14 protein-coding genes and 1 pseudogene are annotated in these 14595 nt (G+C 62.5%); 11 read left to right on the forward strand and 4 right to left on the reverse strand.

What is annotated here, in order from left to right:
* Positions 1-18: 18 nt before the first annotated feature.
* Both GOX63_RS06130 and GOX63_RS06135 read right to left on the reverse strand, forming a co-directional pair.
* Entirely contained in the window at positions 19-342 is a 324-nt protein-coding gene (locus GOX63_RS06130; protein ID WP_170326944.1) for a hypothetical protein, read from the reverse strand.
* A gap of 88 nt (positions 343-430) precedes the next feature.
* Positions 431-1244 (reverse strand): annotated as a pseudogene (locus tag GOX63_RS06135) (bifunctional allantoicase/(S)-ureidoglycine aminohydrolase).
* Positions 1245-1419: 175 nt separating this feature from the next.
* Between GOX63_RS06135 and GOX63_RS06140 the strand changes: the two are divergent.
* On the forward strand, positions 1420-1776 hold the full coding sequence (locus tag GOX63_RS06140) for a hypothetical protein (RefSeq protein WP_170326943.1): 357 nt from the start codon (positions 1420-1422) through the stop codon (positions 1774-1776).
* A gap of 7 nt (positions 1777-1783) precedes the next feature.
* Here the strand turns inward: GOX63_RS06140 and GOX63_RS06145 are convergent, their stop codons facing one another.
* Positions 1784-2719 carry a 2-hydroxyacid dehydrogenase gene (locus GOX63_RS06145; protein WP_170326942.1) on the reverse strand — a complete coding sequence of 312 codons (936 nt, stop codon included), beginning with the start codon at positions 2717-2719 and terminating at the stop codon, positions 1784-1786.
* 136 nt (positions 2720-2855) lie between these two features.
* Here GOX63_RS06145 and GOX63_RS06150 point away from each other — a divergent pair, with 136 nt between their 5' ends.
* Genes GOX63_RS06150 through GOX63_RS06160 form a run of 3 tightly spaced genes read left to right on the forward strand, consistent with a single transcriptional unit; the run spans position 2856 to position 5324 of the window.
* A complete protein-coding gene (locus GOX63_RS06150; RefSeq protein WP_170326941.1) occupies positions 2856-3662 on the forward strand; it encodes a thioesterase family protein in 807 nt (268 codons plus the stop codon).
* 28 nt (positions 3663-3690) lie between these two features.
* Positions 3691-4383, forward strand: a complete 693-nt coding sequence (locus GOX63_RS06155) for a DUF1007 family protein (RefSeq protein WP_367646726.1) — start codon at positions 3691-3693, stop codon at positions 4381-4383.
* Entirely contained in the window at positions 4368-5324 is a 957-nt protein-coding gene (locus GOX63_RS06160) for a nickel/cobalt transporter (protein WP_170326940.1), read from the forward strand. Before GOX63_RS06155 ends, GOX63_RS06160 begins: the two co-directional genes overlap by 16 nt.
* Here the strand turns inward: GOX63_RS06160 and truA are convergent.
* Positions 5321-6088, reverse strand: coding sequence for a tRNA pseudouridine(38-40) synthase TruA (gene truA, locus GOX63_RS06165; RefSeq protein WP_170326939.1), 768 nt, complete (start codon positions 6086-6088; stop codon positions 5321-5323). The genes GOX63_RS06160 and truA overlap by 4 nt on opposite strands.
* 107 nt (positions 6089-6195) lie before the next feature.
* Between truA and GOX63_RS06170 the strand changes: the two genes are divergently transcribed.
* The 7 genes from GOX63_RS06170 (at position 6196) to GOX63_RS06200 (ending at position 14473) form a co-directional block, all read left to right on the forward strand.
* Complete coding sequence (locus GOX63_RS06170) at positions 6196-7608, forward strand: YcjX family protein (RefSeq protein ID WP_170326938.1); 1413 nt, start codon at positions 6196-6198, stop codon at positions 7606-7608.
* On the forward strand, positions 7605-8060 hold the full coding sequence (locus tag GOX63_RS06175) for a GNAT family N-acetyltransferase (protein WP_170326937.1): 456 nt from the start codon (positions 7605-7607) through the stop codon (positions 8058-8060). Before GOX63_RS06170 ends, GOX63_RS06175 begins: the two co-directional genes overlap by 4 nt.
* A complete protein-coding gene (locus tag GOX63_RS06180; protein ID WP_170326936.1) occupies positions 8053-9042 on the forward strand; it encodes a YcjF family protein in 990 nt (329 codons plus the stop codon). Before GOX63_RS06175 ends, GOX63_RS06180 begins: the two co-directional genes overlap by 8 nt.
* Before the next feature lie 54 nt (positions 9043-9096).
* Positions 9097-9807, forward strand: coding sequence for a VIT1/CCC1 transporter family protein (locus GOX63_RS06185; protein ID WP_170326935.1), 711 nt, complete (start codon positions 9097-9099; stop codon positions 9805-9807).
* A 93-nt stretch (positions 9808-9900) separates the two neighbouring features.
* Positions 9901-11208 carry an SDR family oxidoreductase gene (locus GOX63_RS06190; RefSeq protein WP_254435876.1) on the forward strand — a complete coding sequence of 436 codons (1308 nt, stop codon included), beginning with the start codon at positions 9901-9903 and terminating at the stop codon, positions 11206-11208.
* On the forward strand, positions 11208-11687 hold the full coding sequence (locus GOX63_RS06195; RefSeq protein WP_170545153.1) for a DUF2269 family protein: 480 nt from the start codon (positions 11208-11210) through the stop codon (positions 11685-11687). Before GOX63_RS06190 ends, GOX63_RS06195 begins: the two co-directional genes overlap by 1 nt.
* A 92-nt stretch (positions 11688-11779) precedes the next feature.
* Positions 11780-14473, forward strand: coding sequence for a DUF2339 domain-containing protein (locus GOX63_RS06200; RefSeq protein WP_170545155.1), 2694 nt, complete (start codon positions 11780-11782; stop codon positions 14471-14473).
* Positions 14474-14595 lie beyond the last annotated feature (122 nt).

A 14595-nucleotide genomic window follows, 5' to 3' on the forward strand; every position in this document is an offset into this window, starting at 1 on the left:
GCCCGTTTCAACCCAAGGTCAGTTGCAGCTGACCTGTGAGAAGAACTGGCCCGAGATGTTCTGATACATGCTGGCCCGGAGCGGCTTGCATCCGGTCGCCGCCTGAATCGCCGCCATGGCCTGAATGGTGCGCAGGCGCGGCGGTGGGCCAAACGGGTTCAGGTTGTTGTTGTCGCGGGTGGCGCGATACACGACCGGAGCGTCCGAGACTTGTGTAACAGCCCATGTGCGGCTCATGACGAACACCGATTTGGTTTCCTCTCTGGCTGAAACAGGGGTTGCCTCTAGGGCCGTCAAGCCAACTACAGCTGCCAGTGCCAGCATCGATCCGCGCAGTACCATGAACAATCTCCAGTGCTAAAAACCGGTGTTATTTCACCAGATTAAAGCGCTTCTGTGAACCCCCGCGCCGGAAAAAGCCAATCTGGCGTCAGTGTTTGGGCAACGACAGCGGCATGTACCGGTTCACATCCTTGTAGAGCAGATTGCGGAATCGCCCTGGACCGCCCGCGTAACAGGCCTGCGGGCAGAAGGCGCGCAGCCACATATAATCACCGGCCTCGACCCAATCTTGGTTGAGCCGGTAGACCGCCTTGCCTTCAAGCACATAGAGGCCATGCTCCATCACGTGGGTTTCAGCAAAGAGGATCACGCCGCCGGGTTCGAAATTGACGATGTTCACGTGCATGTCGTGGCGCAGGTCCTGCGGGTCTGCAAAGCGGGTGGTGGACCAGCGACCCTTAGTGCCGGGCATTTCGACAGGCGTAACGTCGCGTTCATTGGTGATGATCGGATCGGGGGCAGATAGGCCGGGGACGGCCTCATAGGCCTTGCGGACCCAGTTGAAGCGAGTGGTTTCTTCGGAAGTGTTATGCAGGGTCCATTCGGAACCCGCTGGAATATACGCGTATCCGCCTGTGTCCAGCTGGTGAACCTCATCGCCCAATGTCAGCATCACAGCGCCTTCGACTACGAACAGTACGCCCTGCGCCCGCGGGTCGGTCGCTGCCGCCGGGCTGCACCTCCATGACATATTGCGAGAAGGTCTCGGCAAATCCGCAGAGGGGGCGGGACAGCACCCAAAGCCGGGTCTTTTCCCAGAATGGCAGTGCGCTGGTGACGATGTCGCGCATCGTGCCTCTGGGGTTCACCGCATAGGCCTCGGTGAACATGGCGCGGTCGGTCAAAAGCTGGTCCTGACCGGGGTGGCCGCCTGTGGGCGCGTAGTAGGTGGGTTGTGCCATCGGGTGCCTCTGCTTGGTGATAGGGGCACTATGCGGGGATTGCCCCAGCGGTTCTGGCGTTAGAGTTGCTATAGGTTTGTTCGGGATAATTTTAAGGTCGCCCAACGGGGCTTGGCCCCGGTTCGCTGGCGGTATAGTCTTGAATGTAAATCTTTTTCAGCAAGGCGAGGCGATCATGAAAGCCTGGATTTCTTCTACTCTGACAGCGGTTGTTATTCTTGGAGCGGCAACAGTTGTCCAAGCCAAGCCGATTTCCCGAATCATTGCCGAAATGGGGCTGACGCCTGCGGATTTCGAAGTTGTGAACGTAGCTGCGGACGCCATGCTTGCGGGAGGAACACCTCGGGTAGGCGAAGAAAGCACGTGGGTGAATGACGCCACCGGATCGAAAGGCACGATCCGCGTGCGTGATGTGCGCGATAATTGCGTTCACCTGCAGCACTTTATTCAGCCCGAAGGCTCGGATCAGACCCGAGAGGTCAGGACCCGTCGCTGCCGTGATGCGGGCGGCAACTGGATCCTGACGCCCTGATCCTGGGTCAGTAGCCGCGGGTTCTGTCGACTTCATGCAGCAAGGGGTCACCGGCACTCAGTCGCTGAAAGTTCTCTCCGACATCTGACAGGGCGTCGCCCAGATGCCAGCCAGAGACATGCGGCGTGATGGTGACGCCGGGATGCGCCCAGAGCGGGTTTTCGGACGGCAGCGGCTCTGTCGAGGTCACGTCCAGCACCGCATGACCGGGTGAGCCGTTGTCCAGCGCGGCGATCAATGCGGTTTCGTCGATCAGATCACCCCGACCGGCGTTCAACAATTGGCTGCCGGGCTTCATCGCGGCCAGCATCCGGGCATCGAATAACCCAACGGTCTGAGGGGTCGAGGGCAGGATCGCGCAGACATGGTCGCATTGGCCCAGCAATTCGGGCAGGGCAGCTTCTCCGTGCAGGCAGGTCACACCGTCGATCTGCTTGGGGGACCGGCTCCAGCCCATCACCTGAAACCCGATTGCCCGCAGCATTTTGGCACTGCGGGTGCCGATATGGCCCAGTCCAAGAACTCCAACTACGGTTTCGGGTGCGTAAAGAGGTGCTTTGGGCAGCCATTCCGCGCGGCGCTGGGCAGCCTCGTGAAAAGCCATGTGGCGCTGATGGCGCAGGACATAGGCCACGAACCATTCGGCGATTTCCTGTGCGGGAGCATCGGGTTTCAGCCGCGCCACGCGAACATGTCCAGGCAGGTTGGGATTGCTGACGATGGTCTCGACCCCAGCGCCCAGCTTTTGCACCAGTTGCAGGTTGGGCAGGCGTTTGGGGTGGTCGTTTTTCAACCCGACTACGGCGACCATGGTGATATCGGCGGGATCGCCGATTGTATCCGGCGTCCGTACATCCGCGTTAGGGTAACGCCGCTGGATATCGCGGGCGATGTCGCTGTCGCTGATCCAGTCAGACAACCCGGTTTCGATCAACAACGCCATGTCGCACCTCCCACTGCTTCAATTTGCGCTATGCCCCGTTACCGAACTGGACATTTTCCCCGCAGCTAAGTCATTCTCGGGCCGAAGGTAAAGCCCGGTTTTAGATCGGGTCAGCAGAAAACATTTGAGGCAGTCCATGAGCGGGACATCAGAACAAAGCCGGCAGCCCTATTTCCATCTGCGCGACGACGGGGCCTTTGTCGGAAACGATCCGGCGCGAGGGCCGTGGTCTGCCGATCATTGCCACGCGGGTCCGGTCAGCGGCCTGATTGTGCGGGCGGCAGAAACCGAGGTTGGCCCCGAGAAGATGCTAACCCGTCTGACGGTCGACCTGCTGCGGCCGCAACCGTTGGCGGGGCTGCGGGTGGCAGCGGAAACTACGCGCCACACCAAGACGCTGGCAACCACGCGGGTTACGGTGCACGATCTGGACGACAGGCTCTGCGCCACGGCCACGACCATGCATCTGGCGCGACGCGATTTGGGGCCGGTACCGAATGTGACGATGGCTCCGCCCCGAGTGGAAGATGCGGTGACTGGCCCGTTCCCGATCGGCGAGGTACGCCATGATCTGCCCGGCTTCGCCAATCACTCGGATGTGTTGTATCCGAAAGGCGGCAATCAGGGGGCGGGTCCCAAGACGGTCTGGATGCGTGTCCCTGCGTTGCTCGAGGGCGAGGTCCCCTCGCCGATACAGGCGCTGTGCCCGTTGGCCGATTGCGGCAACGGCATCTCGTGGAACGCACCGACGCGCGAGATGGGGTTCATGAACACCGACCTGACTGTCCAAATCCATCGTGAGCCGGTGTCGGATTGGCTGGCCTCGGAGTCGGTCAGCCATTGGCAGCCCTCAGGGATCGGGATGTCTCAATCGGTGCTGTATGACACCGAAGGGCCTGTGGGAACGGCCCTGCAAACGATTATTCTGTTCCCACCCGCCTGATCTTTTGGCCGGTTTCTGCACGTCACCGGTGAATCGCATTGCCGGGCAGGGGCCGAGCCCCTATCTTTCGCCCATGCGCTGGATTGTGACCCTTTTGACCTGCTGCCTGCCGATCCCGGCGATGACGCACCCGCATGTCTTCATCGACACCGGGTTGGAGTTCATCGTGGACGACTCTGGCCAGTTAACGCATGTGCGCGTGACCTGGGCTTATGATGAGTTCTATTCGTTGCTGGTCCTGGAAGACATGAAGCTGGATCAGGATGCGGACGGTGTTCTGACAGACAGCGAACAGGGTTTCCTAGCCGGTTTCGATGCGCAATGGGTGGAAGGCTACAACGGCGATCTGGTCGTGTTCGCGGACGGTGTTCCGGTCACCTTATCCGGCCCGCTGGAGCCGCTGGCCACCACCGAGGACGGGCGCATTGTCTCGTCCCATCTGCGAGCAGTTGAAGGCGGTGCAGTGTCTGCCGCTGCGCTGACGGCAAAGGCTTATGACGAGACCTATTACACCGCCTACGAGGTGAACCGCCCGGTGACGGTGACAGGCCCCGCGTCTTGTCAGGTCAGCCGGGTTGATCCCGACATCGACGGCCAGCTGGCGCAAATGCAGGCATTCCTGTTGACGCTGGATGCCAACTACGATCTTGAGGAAAACGATATCCCGCTGGTCGGGGAAAGCTTTGCGACCGAGATTTTCGTTTCATGTCCAAGTACCTGATTGTTCCGGTTGCCATCGCCATTGCCTTGCTGCTGTGGTTCTGGGGCAGCGGCGGCTTTGACAGTCTTGCCGCCTGGGCCGCAGGTGAGCAGCGCGAGTTTCAGAACCAGATCGCCCGCGCCCTGCGTGCCGCCCGCGCCGAACAGCCCGAGGCGGTTGCTACCCTGCTAACGGTCTGTTTCGCCTATGGCTTCTTCCATGCGATTGGCCCGGGCCACGGTAAAGTGCTGATCGGAGGCTACGGGCTGGGTCGCCGCGTCGCGTTCTGGCGCCTGTCTGCGATCAGTGTGCTGTCCAGTCTGGGTCAGGCGGTGACGGCCGTTGTGCTGGTTTATGCCGGGGTTCTGATCTTTCAGATGTCGCGCGAAAGCCTAGTGGGTACGACCGAGCAGGTCATGGCCCCGATCAGCTATGCGGCCATCGCGGCGATTGGTCTTTGGCTGGTGGTCCGGTCTGTTCGCAGTTTTGCACGGCGTCATCGGACCGAAACCGCGCATCACCATTATGATCATCACGACCATGATCACCACCATCATGACCACGCCCACCATCATCACGATCACGATGACGGCGTCTGTTCCGATTGCGGGCACCGTCACGGTCCGACGGCTGAGGAAGTCGCTCAGGTCGGCAGCCTGCGCGAGGCCATGCTACTGATCGCGGGCATTGCGGCGCGGCCCTGTACGGGCGCCCTGTTCGTGCTGATCCTGACATGGCAGATGGGCATCGCATTGGTCGGCATCGCGGGCGCCTTTGCGATGGCTTTGGGCACGGCGACGGTAACGACTCTGGTCGGTTGGACCTCGTTCGGTCTGCGCGGAGGGTTGCTGGCCTCTGCCTCGGCCACGCGGTTTGCCTCGGTGCTGGCACCGACCATCGAACTGGTGGCGGGGCTGATCATCGTGGTGATCGCCAGCGGGTTGTTGATGCGCGCGATCTAGTCGAATACAGGCTCCGGGTATTCGACCCGCGCCAGATACAAACCCTGCGGTGGGCACACCGGCCCGCAGGCGGCCCGATCCACAGCTTCCAACGCATCCCGCACATCTTCAGGCGTCCATGCGCCTGCGCCAACACGTTCAAGCGTTCCGACGAAACTGCGCACCTGATTGTGCAGGAAGGACCGGGCACGGACGTGGAAATGCACCTCGGGGCCTGAGAAGCCTTCAACCTGTTCGACCCGCAGCTCGTCCAGCGTTTTGACCGGGCTGGCCGCCTGACAGATGGACGAGCGGAAGGTGGTGAAGTCATGCCGCCCGATCAGCATATCCGCCCCGGCCTGCATTGCTTCGACATCCAGCCGGTGGTTGATCCGCCAGACCTGCCCGGCGTCATGGGTTGCAGGGGCGCGGCGCATCAGAATGCGGAACAGATATTGGCGTTCCAACGCCGAGAACCGGGCGTGCCAGTCGTCATCCACGCGCGCGGCCTTCACGATGGCTACGGGCTGCGGCTTGAGGTGATAGTTCAACGCCTCGGACAGGCGGAACGGGTTCCACTCCTTGACCAGATCGCAATGGGCCACCTGACCCAGCGCGTGCACGCCTGCATCGGTGCGGCCAGCGGCGGCGATGGTGTGCTCGCCGGGTTGAATGCGCGACAGCGCCTTTTCGATTGCCCCCTGTACGGACGGCAATTCCTTTTGCCGCTGCCACCCGGCAAACGGTTCCCCCTGGTATTCGACTTTCAGCGCGTATCTGGGCATGGGCCGCTGGTAACGTGCTGCGCGAAAAGGGGCAAGGGCGGGAAAGCTCTGGCAAGTGCAGTGACCTCTACCTATCTTGAGCGAAACGATAAAAGCGGGGCGACAGTTTGGTCATCTCATCCTTGGCAGACAGTCTTGTGCGCGGCGTCGAAAGCGTGGGTGATCGCGTGTCCGAGACATTGTTCGAGCCGGTCATACGTCTGGGCGTCACCGGTCTGGCGCGGTCGGGCAAGACGGTATTCATCACCTCTCTGGTTGCGAACCTGCTGGATCGGGGGCGGATGCCCGGACTGGTGGCCCAGCAGGAGGGTCGGATTAACACCGCCTATCTGCAGCCGCAGCCCGACGATACCGTGCCCCGGTTCGATTATGAAAACCATCTGGCCGCGCTGACCGGCCCGCAGCCGCACTGGCCCGACAGTACCCGCGCCGTGTCCGAGCTGCGCCTGTCCTTCAAGGCGCGCCCTGCGGGTTTGCTGTCCGGCCTGCAGGGGCCGCGGACCATCCATCTGGATATCGTGGACTATCCAGGCGAATGGCTGCTGGATTTGGCGCTGTTGGACAAGTCCTATGAGGTCTGGTCGGCCGAGACGCTGGACCGCATCGCTGGCCGGACCGAGGCCGCGCCGTACGTCGAACAGGCCAAGGCGGCTGAACCAGCGGAAAAACATGACGAACCCACGGCACAGGCTCTGGCGAAAACCTTCGCCGCGTATCTGAGCGCCGCGCGGGAGGCCGGATTCTACGACTGCACACCAGGTCGGTTTCTGTTGCCGGGCGATCTGGCGGGGTCACCCGTGCTGACCTTTGCGCCGCTGCCCGTGGACGGTCATGCGCCGCGCCGCAGCCTGCACCGGGAAATGGCGCGTCGGTACGAGGCGTACAAGGCGCAGGTGGTGAAACCGTTCTTTCGCGATCACTTCTCGCGCATCGACCGGCAGGTGGTTCTGGTCGACGCGCTGGGCGCGATCCACAAAGGCCCGCAAGCGGTCGAGGATATGCGCCGGGCGATGGCCGACATCCTTGCGGCCTTCCGCCCCGGTCGCAACGCGTGGCTCAGCCAGTTGCTGTTGGGCAAACGGGTCGAGCGTATCCTGTTCGCTGCCACCAAAGCCGATCACCTGCACCACACGCAGCACCCCCGCCTGACCCATATTATGGAGGCCCTGACCCGCGACGCCCGCGACCGCGCCAGCTTTGCCGGGGCGGAAACGGCGGCACTGTCGCTGGCGGCGTTGCGGGCGACGACCGAGGAAATCCGCGCTTATAACGGGGCTGACTTGCCCTGCGTTCGCGGCACATTGTTGGATGGCAAACAGGCAGCATTTTACCCCGGCGAACTGCCTGACGACCCGGCGCACCTTCTGGGACCGGCCCGCAATGGGGCAGAGAGCTGGCTGGGTGAAGAATATGGCTTCATGGCCTTTGCACCCGCGCATCTGACCCTGCGCCCCGGTGATGGTCCGCCGCATATCCGGCTGGACCGCGCCGCGCAGTTCCTGATTGGAGACCGCCTGTGACCGTCACCCTCCGCCCCGCCCGCAGCACGGATGCCGGTAGTATCGGAGAGATTCTGCACGGCTTTGCGCGCGAAAACGACTGGATGCCTGAATTGCATTCCCGCGCTGAAACCATCGCCTTTTGTGGTTGGATGATCGACCAGAACTGGGTCACTGTGGCCGAAACCGATGCGGGCGTTGTGGGGTTTCTGGCGCTCAATGGGACGGAAATTCACTCTCTGTATCTGACACCCGCAGTATGCGGTCGGGGGATTGGTCAACGCCTGCTGGAACAGGCAAAGTCCGATCGGGCCGAGCTCTCGTTGTTTGCGTTTCAGGCCAATCGGGGAGCTTGTCGGTTCTACGAACGCAACGGTTTCGCCGAGGTCGCCCGCAGCGACGGGTCGGGCAATGATGAAAACCTGCCGGACATCAAGTATGTCTGGCACAGGGAAGGGGCGGCTGATGGCTAAAGGACCGGTACTGATCGATCTGGACGCGGAAGAACCTGCAGCCGACGTGGCACAGGCCCCGCCGGTGCCCGACATTGCCCCGCCGCAGGGGCAGGCGATGCAGACGGCGGCGCGGCTGGCGGCGCGAAAGCCTTCGGCCCTGTCTCGGTGGTTCTGGGGGCTGGCGCTGGCGGTGATCGGTGCTGTAGTTTCGGTTGCCGCTTGGGATTTCGTCAATTCACTACTGCTGCGCGCGCCGATTTTGGGTTGGGTCGTGACCGGTCTGATTGGCGCGCTTGTACTGGTTGGGCTGATCATCGCGGTGCGGGAGCTGGCGGCCATCGGGCGGCTGTCCCGTGTGGACGGGATGCGCCACGCTGCGGATGTCGCATTGGCCGAGGGCGATCTGGCGCGGGCTCGCGCGGTCACCAACCGCCTGATCGCGTTCTACAAAGGGCGCGATGAAACTAAATGGGGCCGCGATCGTCTGGCCGAGCGGATGGGCGAGCAGTTCGACGCCTCGACCCTGCTGATCCTGGCCGAGGATGAACTACTGGCCCCTCTGGACGCCGCTGCCAGTCGAGAGGTCGAGGCCGCCGCCCGGCAGGTTGCCACGGTGACCGCGCTGGTGCCGTTGGCGCTGGCGGATGTGGTGACGGCGTTGGCGGCCTCGTTGCGGATGATCCGTCGGGTGGCCGAAATCTATGGCGGCCGCGCAGGGTTTCTTGGCAGTTGGCGATTAACCCGCGCGGTGTTTGTGCATCTTGTTGCGACCGGGGCTGTGGCCGTAGGCGACGACCTGCTAGAGCCGGTTCTGGGTGGCTCGGTTCTCAGCAAACTGTCACGCAGGTTTGGTGAGGGGCTGGTGAACGGCGCGCTCAGCGCGCGGGTCGGCGTGGCCGCGATGGAAGTCTGTCGGCCATTGCCGTTTTCCGACCGGCATCAACCTTCGACCCGCGGGATGATCAAAAGGGCGCTCAGCGGGTTGTTTTCGAAAACTTGACCTGACGCAAAGTCCCTCGTCCCGCTGGCGTGCATAACAGAGCCGGAGCCAGCCATGACCGACCACGGACACAGCCAGCAGGAAATCACCGCGCGGATCAATGCGCCGCCCGGTCGGGGTGTGCTGCGCGACGTGGTCTATGGCGGCATTGACGGGTCTGTGACCACCTTTGCCATCGTAGCCGGGGTCGCTGGCGCCGGGTTGTCTCCATTCATTATCGTCGCGTTGGGACTGGCCAATGTGCTGGCGGATGGGTTCTCCATGGCTGCGGGGAATTACTCGGGCACCAAGGCCGAATTGGATAACATCCGCCGCATCCGCGCCATTGAAGAGCGTCACATCAGGATGTACCCCGATGGCGAGCGCCGCGAGGTACGCGAGATTCTGGCGCAGAAGGGCTTGTCGGGCCGCGTGTTGGATGAGGCGACCGATGCGATCACCGCCAACCACGAAAACTGGATCAACCTGATGGTCGAGGGCGAGTACGGGCTGGGCAGCGTTGATCCGCATCCGTTCAAGGCCGCGATGGCCACCTTCGTCGCTTTCCTCGTTGCCGGGATGGTGCCGCTCCTGCCGTTTCTTCTATCGCTCGAAAGGGCCTTTGCCGTCTCGGCCTGCATGACCATGGGCGTTTTCTTTGCCATCGGCGCGTTCAAGAGCCGCTGGTCTCTGGCCCCATGGTGGCGATCCGGGTTCGAGACCTTCTTGATCGGCGGGGCTGCGGCGTTGATCGCGTACCTTGTTGGGTCGCTGTTCCACCCATGACGGCCAAGATTGTCGCAGGGTGGCGCATATGGCTGGTCAATCCCGGGCGAGCAGTTAGGCTGCTGCAAACAGGTTCAGGTGATTGAGTGACCGTTGCAGATTGCAGGTAAAAACATTCTGGTTTTAGGGGCTTATGGCTTTATCGGCGCGGCTGTCACGAGGTCGCTGCGGGCTGAGGGCGCACGTGTTTCGGCCTTTGTGCGCAGCGCGAAATCGGGCGCACAGGTTCTTGGCGACATTCCGCAGATACAGGGCGATTTGCGGGCTTGTCTGCTGCCCGAGGATTGGGATGATCACCTGCAGGGCATTGATTGCGTCGTGAACTGCGCGGGCGCATTGCAGGATGGCCCGGCCGATGATCTTGCGGCTGTACATCACACCGCCATTGCAGCTTTGGGCCGGGCATGTGCCAACCAAGGCATCGCCGTGGTCCAGATTTCGGCGATCGGGGCCGAACCCGATGCAGACACCGATTTCATGCGCACCAAGGCCGCCGGGGATGCGGCGTTGCGGGCAAGCGGCGCTGCGTTGTGGATACTCAAACCAGGGCTGGTGATCGGGCAATCGGATTATGGCGGCACCGCACTTTTGCGGATGCTGGCGGCAGTGCCCTTGGTGCAGCCTATCGCATATCCCGACACCCCCGTTCAATGCGTCGGGATGCAGGACCTATGCCGCGCCGTTGGGCAGGCCGTGGCGCAGGACCTACCGCAAGGAACCTATGATCTGGTCGAAGACACTCCGGCCTCGTTGTTTGACGTTTTGGCGGAGACCCGAAAATGGATGGGGTTCCCGGCTGCGCGTACCACAATTGCGGTCCCGGGCGTGGTGACCACCCTGATCTCGGCCTGTGCGGATGGGTTAGGGCATTTAGGATGGCGCTCGCCCCTACGAAGCAACGCCATGACTGTAATGGCGGATGGTGTGGTGGGTGACCCAGAGCCCTACCGTGCGGCAACAGGACAGTCGCTGGCCAGCTTGCCGCAGATCTACGCGGGTCTGACCTGTTCGCGTGAACATCGGCTGACCGCGCGGATGTCGCTGCTGATGCCACTGGTCGTTGGCGTGCTGAGTCTGTTCTGGCTGCTGTCCGGTTTTATCGGATTGATCAGCATCTCCGATGCCGCGTCTGTTCTGACCGATGCCGGGTGGGGTATGGCCATGGCCGTGGCCAGCGTCCTGTTCTGGTCCTTCGTCGATATCGCATTGGGCCTTGCGATCCTCCGGCGGCCCTGGGCAGCGCGCGCCTGCTTTGCGCAGGTGGCCGTTGCCCTGATCTACTTGCTGGCCGCCAGTTTCACCGTGCCGGGCTTGTGGCTCGACCCACTCGGACCGTTGATCAAGATCCTGCCGGCGATGATGCTCTCGCTTGTCGCCTGGCCCCTGTTGCAGAGCCGCTGATGGACCCGGACCTGATCCTGCGTTGGCTACACATCATCGGAGCCTGCGTTCTGCTGGGCACCGGTGCCGGGATCGCGTTTTTCATGCTGATCGCGCATCGCTCGGGCGACGCCCGGTTTGTCGCGCAAACTGCTGGGGTCGTGGTTCTGGCCGATCTTGTGTTCACAACAACGGCCGTTATTGCCCAGCCCATGACCGGCGGGCTGCTGGCATGGCGGCTGGGCTGGCCCCTGACCGAAGGGTGGGTACTGGCCTCGCTGGCGCTTTACGCGGTAGCCGGGGTGTTCTGGCTTCCGGTCGTGTGGATACAGGTGCGTATGCGTGGGCTGGCACAGGCAGCGGCTGACAGCGCCGTGCCCTTGCCGCAGGCCTATCACCGTCTGTTCCGCATCTGGTTTGTTTGCGGATTTCCGGCTTTTGCGGCGGTGTTGGCCATCCTTTGGCTGATGATCGCGCGCCCGACGATCGGGTGGATTTAGCCCGTAGGCTTGCGAGTAAATTGCCGGCTTTTCTGACTGTTGCCCGCTGCGTGCCTCGGGTAGCCTGACGTCGAAACCAACCGGAGAGCCCATTGGAATCCCTGCTTGTTCTTGTCGGATTGATCGTGCTGGCCATACCGGTGGCCATCATTGTTCTGCTTGTCGGCCACACCCGCCTGCGCCGCCGGGTCGAACAGCTTGAACAGCAACTCCGCGTGCTGGGTGGCGACGTTCCCGAGGCCCGCGCAGCGCCACCCCGATCCGAGCCGCGCAAGCCGACCGAGAAACCGGAAAAGTCACCGAAGACCGCGCCGTGGTCCAAGGCTCAAGCACCTCAGCCCGCAACTGAGCAATCCCCGCCTGCCGCCGTTGTATTTCGCGAGGATCGGTTTGCTGCCCTCTCGACCTGGTTCAAGGAGAACTGGTTTTACGCGGTGTCGGCCCTGTCGCTGGCGCTGGCGGGGATATTTCTGGTTCAATACGGCGTTGAAAACGGCCTGCTGCCCCCGTCCGCCCGCGTGATTGCCGCGTTGCTTTTCGGTGCAGCGTTGATCGTGGCTGGCGAAGTGATCCGCCGCAGGTTCGGCGATGACGAATCCTCTGCCACCGCCTATTTGCCCTCGGTTTTTTCCGGCGCCGGGCTGGTCACCCTGTTCGGGGGCATTCTGGCCGCAAGGCAGCTCTATAACCTGATCGGCCCCGAGGCCGCGCTGGCCGCGATGGTTGTGGTCGCGCTGTTGGGGTTGGTCTTGGGGTGGTTTCACGGCCCTTTGCTGGCCGCCGTTGGTTTGATCGGAGCCTTTTCAGCCCCCTTCGTTGTTGGCGGAACCTCCGAGGACCCAAGCTGGCTGTACGCCTATTTCTTCGTGATCGCTGTTTTGGGGCTTGGGATCGACACGGTGCGGCGCTGGGCGTGGATCTCGGTTCTGACCCTGTTTGGCACATACACCGCTTGCCTGTTGCTGGTGCTGTCCTCGCCCTTGACTGAACCGGATTACCTGATCTGCGTCACGGCGCTGGCGGTGATAGCTATTGCCATTCCGGTCCGGCGGGTCTGGCCGGATCATGGCGGTGCGATGATCAGCCAGATCATCCGCCGCAAAAAGGGAGATGCATGGCCTGAATTCCCGACACGGCTGGGTTTTGGCGCAATTGCTGTGAGTTCTGCCATTCTGTCGGTGCACTGGGCCGACAGCTCGGCGGAGTTCTGGCTGGGCGTGACCTTGCTGGCAGGGCTGACACTTGGACTGATGCTGTGGGGCAGGCGGGCAGAGGCCCTGAAGGATGCAACTGCGCTGCCTGCGCTTGGCCTAGTCTGGTTCGTTCTGGTGCATGGCTGGGATAACGGCATCGTGCTGCGCCAGTTCGCCGAAACCTATGCCGAAACCGCCGAAGCAGACTACCCGTGGGTGGTCACGATCCTGATCATGCTGGGCGCGGCGATGTCCGTCACCGCAGCGTGGCGCTCGATGCAGGCGCACACATTCCCTGCGGTCTGGGCCGGTGCGGCTGCTGTTTTTGCACCTGCTCTGGCCATCGCGCTTGAGGTCGGCTGGCACCCTGCGACGGTCATCGGAGCCTACCCGTGGGCGCTGCATGGCATCGCCTTGGGCGTGCTGATGGTCATCTTTGCCGAGCGCTTTGCGCGCGTAGATGGCGACAAACGGATGCGCGCGTCTCTTGCAACGCTTTCGGCGCTGTCCTGTTTGACCTTCGCCTGTGTCATCGTCCTTAGTTCAGCGGCGCTGACCATTGCTCTGGTCGCGATGGTTGTCGTGGCCGCCGCGCTGGACCGCAAATTCACCCTGCCTCCGCTGAGCTGGTTCATCTGGGCCGGAGTTTTCACGGTCACGGTGCGGCTGGTGCTGAACCCGGGCCTCGACTGGGCCAGTACGGCTCCGGTAATTGAGATGGCATTGGTTTACAGCACGGCCACCGTTGGTTTCCTTATTGGCTGGCTGTTGATCCGGCCATTGGACCGCCCTGTGGCGACGCTGCTGTTGGAGAGTGCGGCTTGGGCGACCGGGGGCATCTTGCTGTCGCTGCTACTGGAACGCTGGTTGCAGAGCTTTGGCGAAGGCGGCGCCACCAACAGCCACTGGGGTTTGGGCCTGCTGGCGATCATCTGGCTTCTGCTGGCCTTTGCCCAGGTGCAGCGGTTTGAACTGGGCGGAAAGCTGAACTATGCCCGCTATCTTTTGGCCGCGTTCTTTGCCGGGCATGGCCTTTTCCGGCTGGCGCAGGCGCTGGCTGAGGCGAACCCGCTGCTCAGCACAGTGGCCCCGCCAGTTCTGGGGCCGCCGGTTTTGAACACACTGGCTGTGGCCTATTTACTGCCTGCACTGGCCATTGGGTTCTCGGTCTGGCGTATCCGCGCGACACCGCTTTGGCTGAAGCGCGGCAGTTGGGGGCTGAGCGGTCTGTTGGCCGTTGTCTGGCTAGGCCTGACAATCCGTCATGTCTGGCAGGGCGCAGCCGGCATGTATGAGGGCAACGGTGTCACACAGCCCGAGCTTTACACCTATACCATGGCCCTGCTGGTGATCGGGGCGGCACTTTTCTACCAATCGCTGGCGCGTCGGTCCGACCTTATGCGCAAGGCAGGTCTGGGGGTGATCGGGCTGGCCGTGGCCAAAGTGTTTCTGATCGACATTGCCGGGCTGGGCGGCCTGATCCGGGTGTTCTCGCTACTGGCATTGGGTCTTGCACTGGCGGGTCTGGCGTGGCTCAACCGCTGGGCCAAGCTGCGCCATTCGCCGCAAGGGGCGGAACCTCTGGACCATTAGGCGCGGGCGTCCTATAAGCGCGGCCATGTATGACCGGACGGCCATCATTATTCGAATTATATCCCCGGCGCTCTGACCCTCTGAGACGCCGGGCAAAGGTGTTTGAGACTTCGCACCGACCG

This window comes from Ruegeria arenilitoris (genome assembly GCF_013031355.1).
GTDB classification, from domain to species: Bacteria; Pseudomonadota; Alphaproteobacteria; order Rhodobacterales; family Rhodobacteraceae; genus Ruegeria; species Ruegeria arenilitoris_C.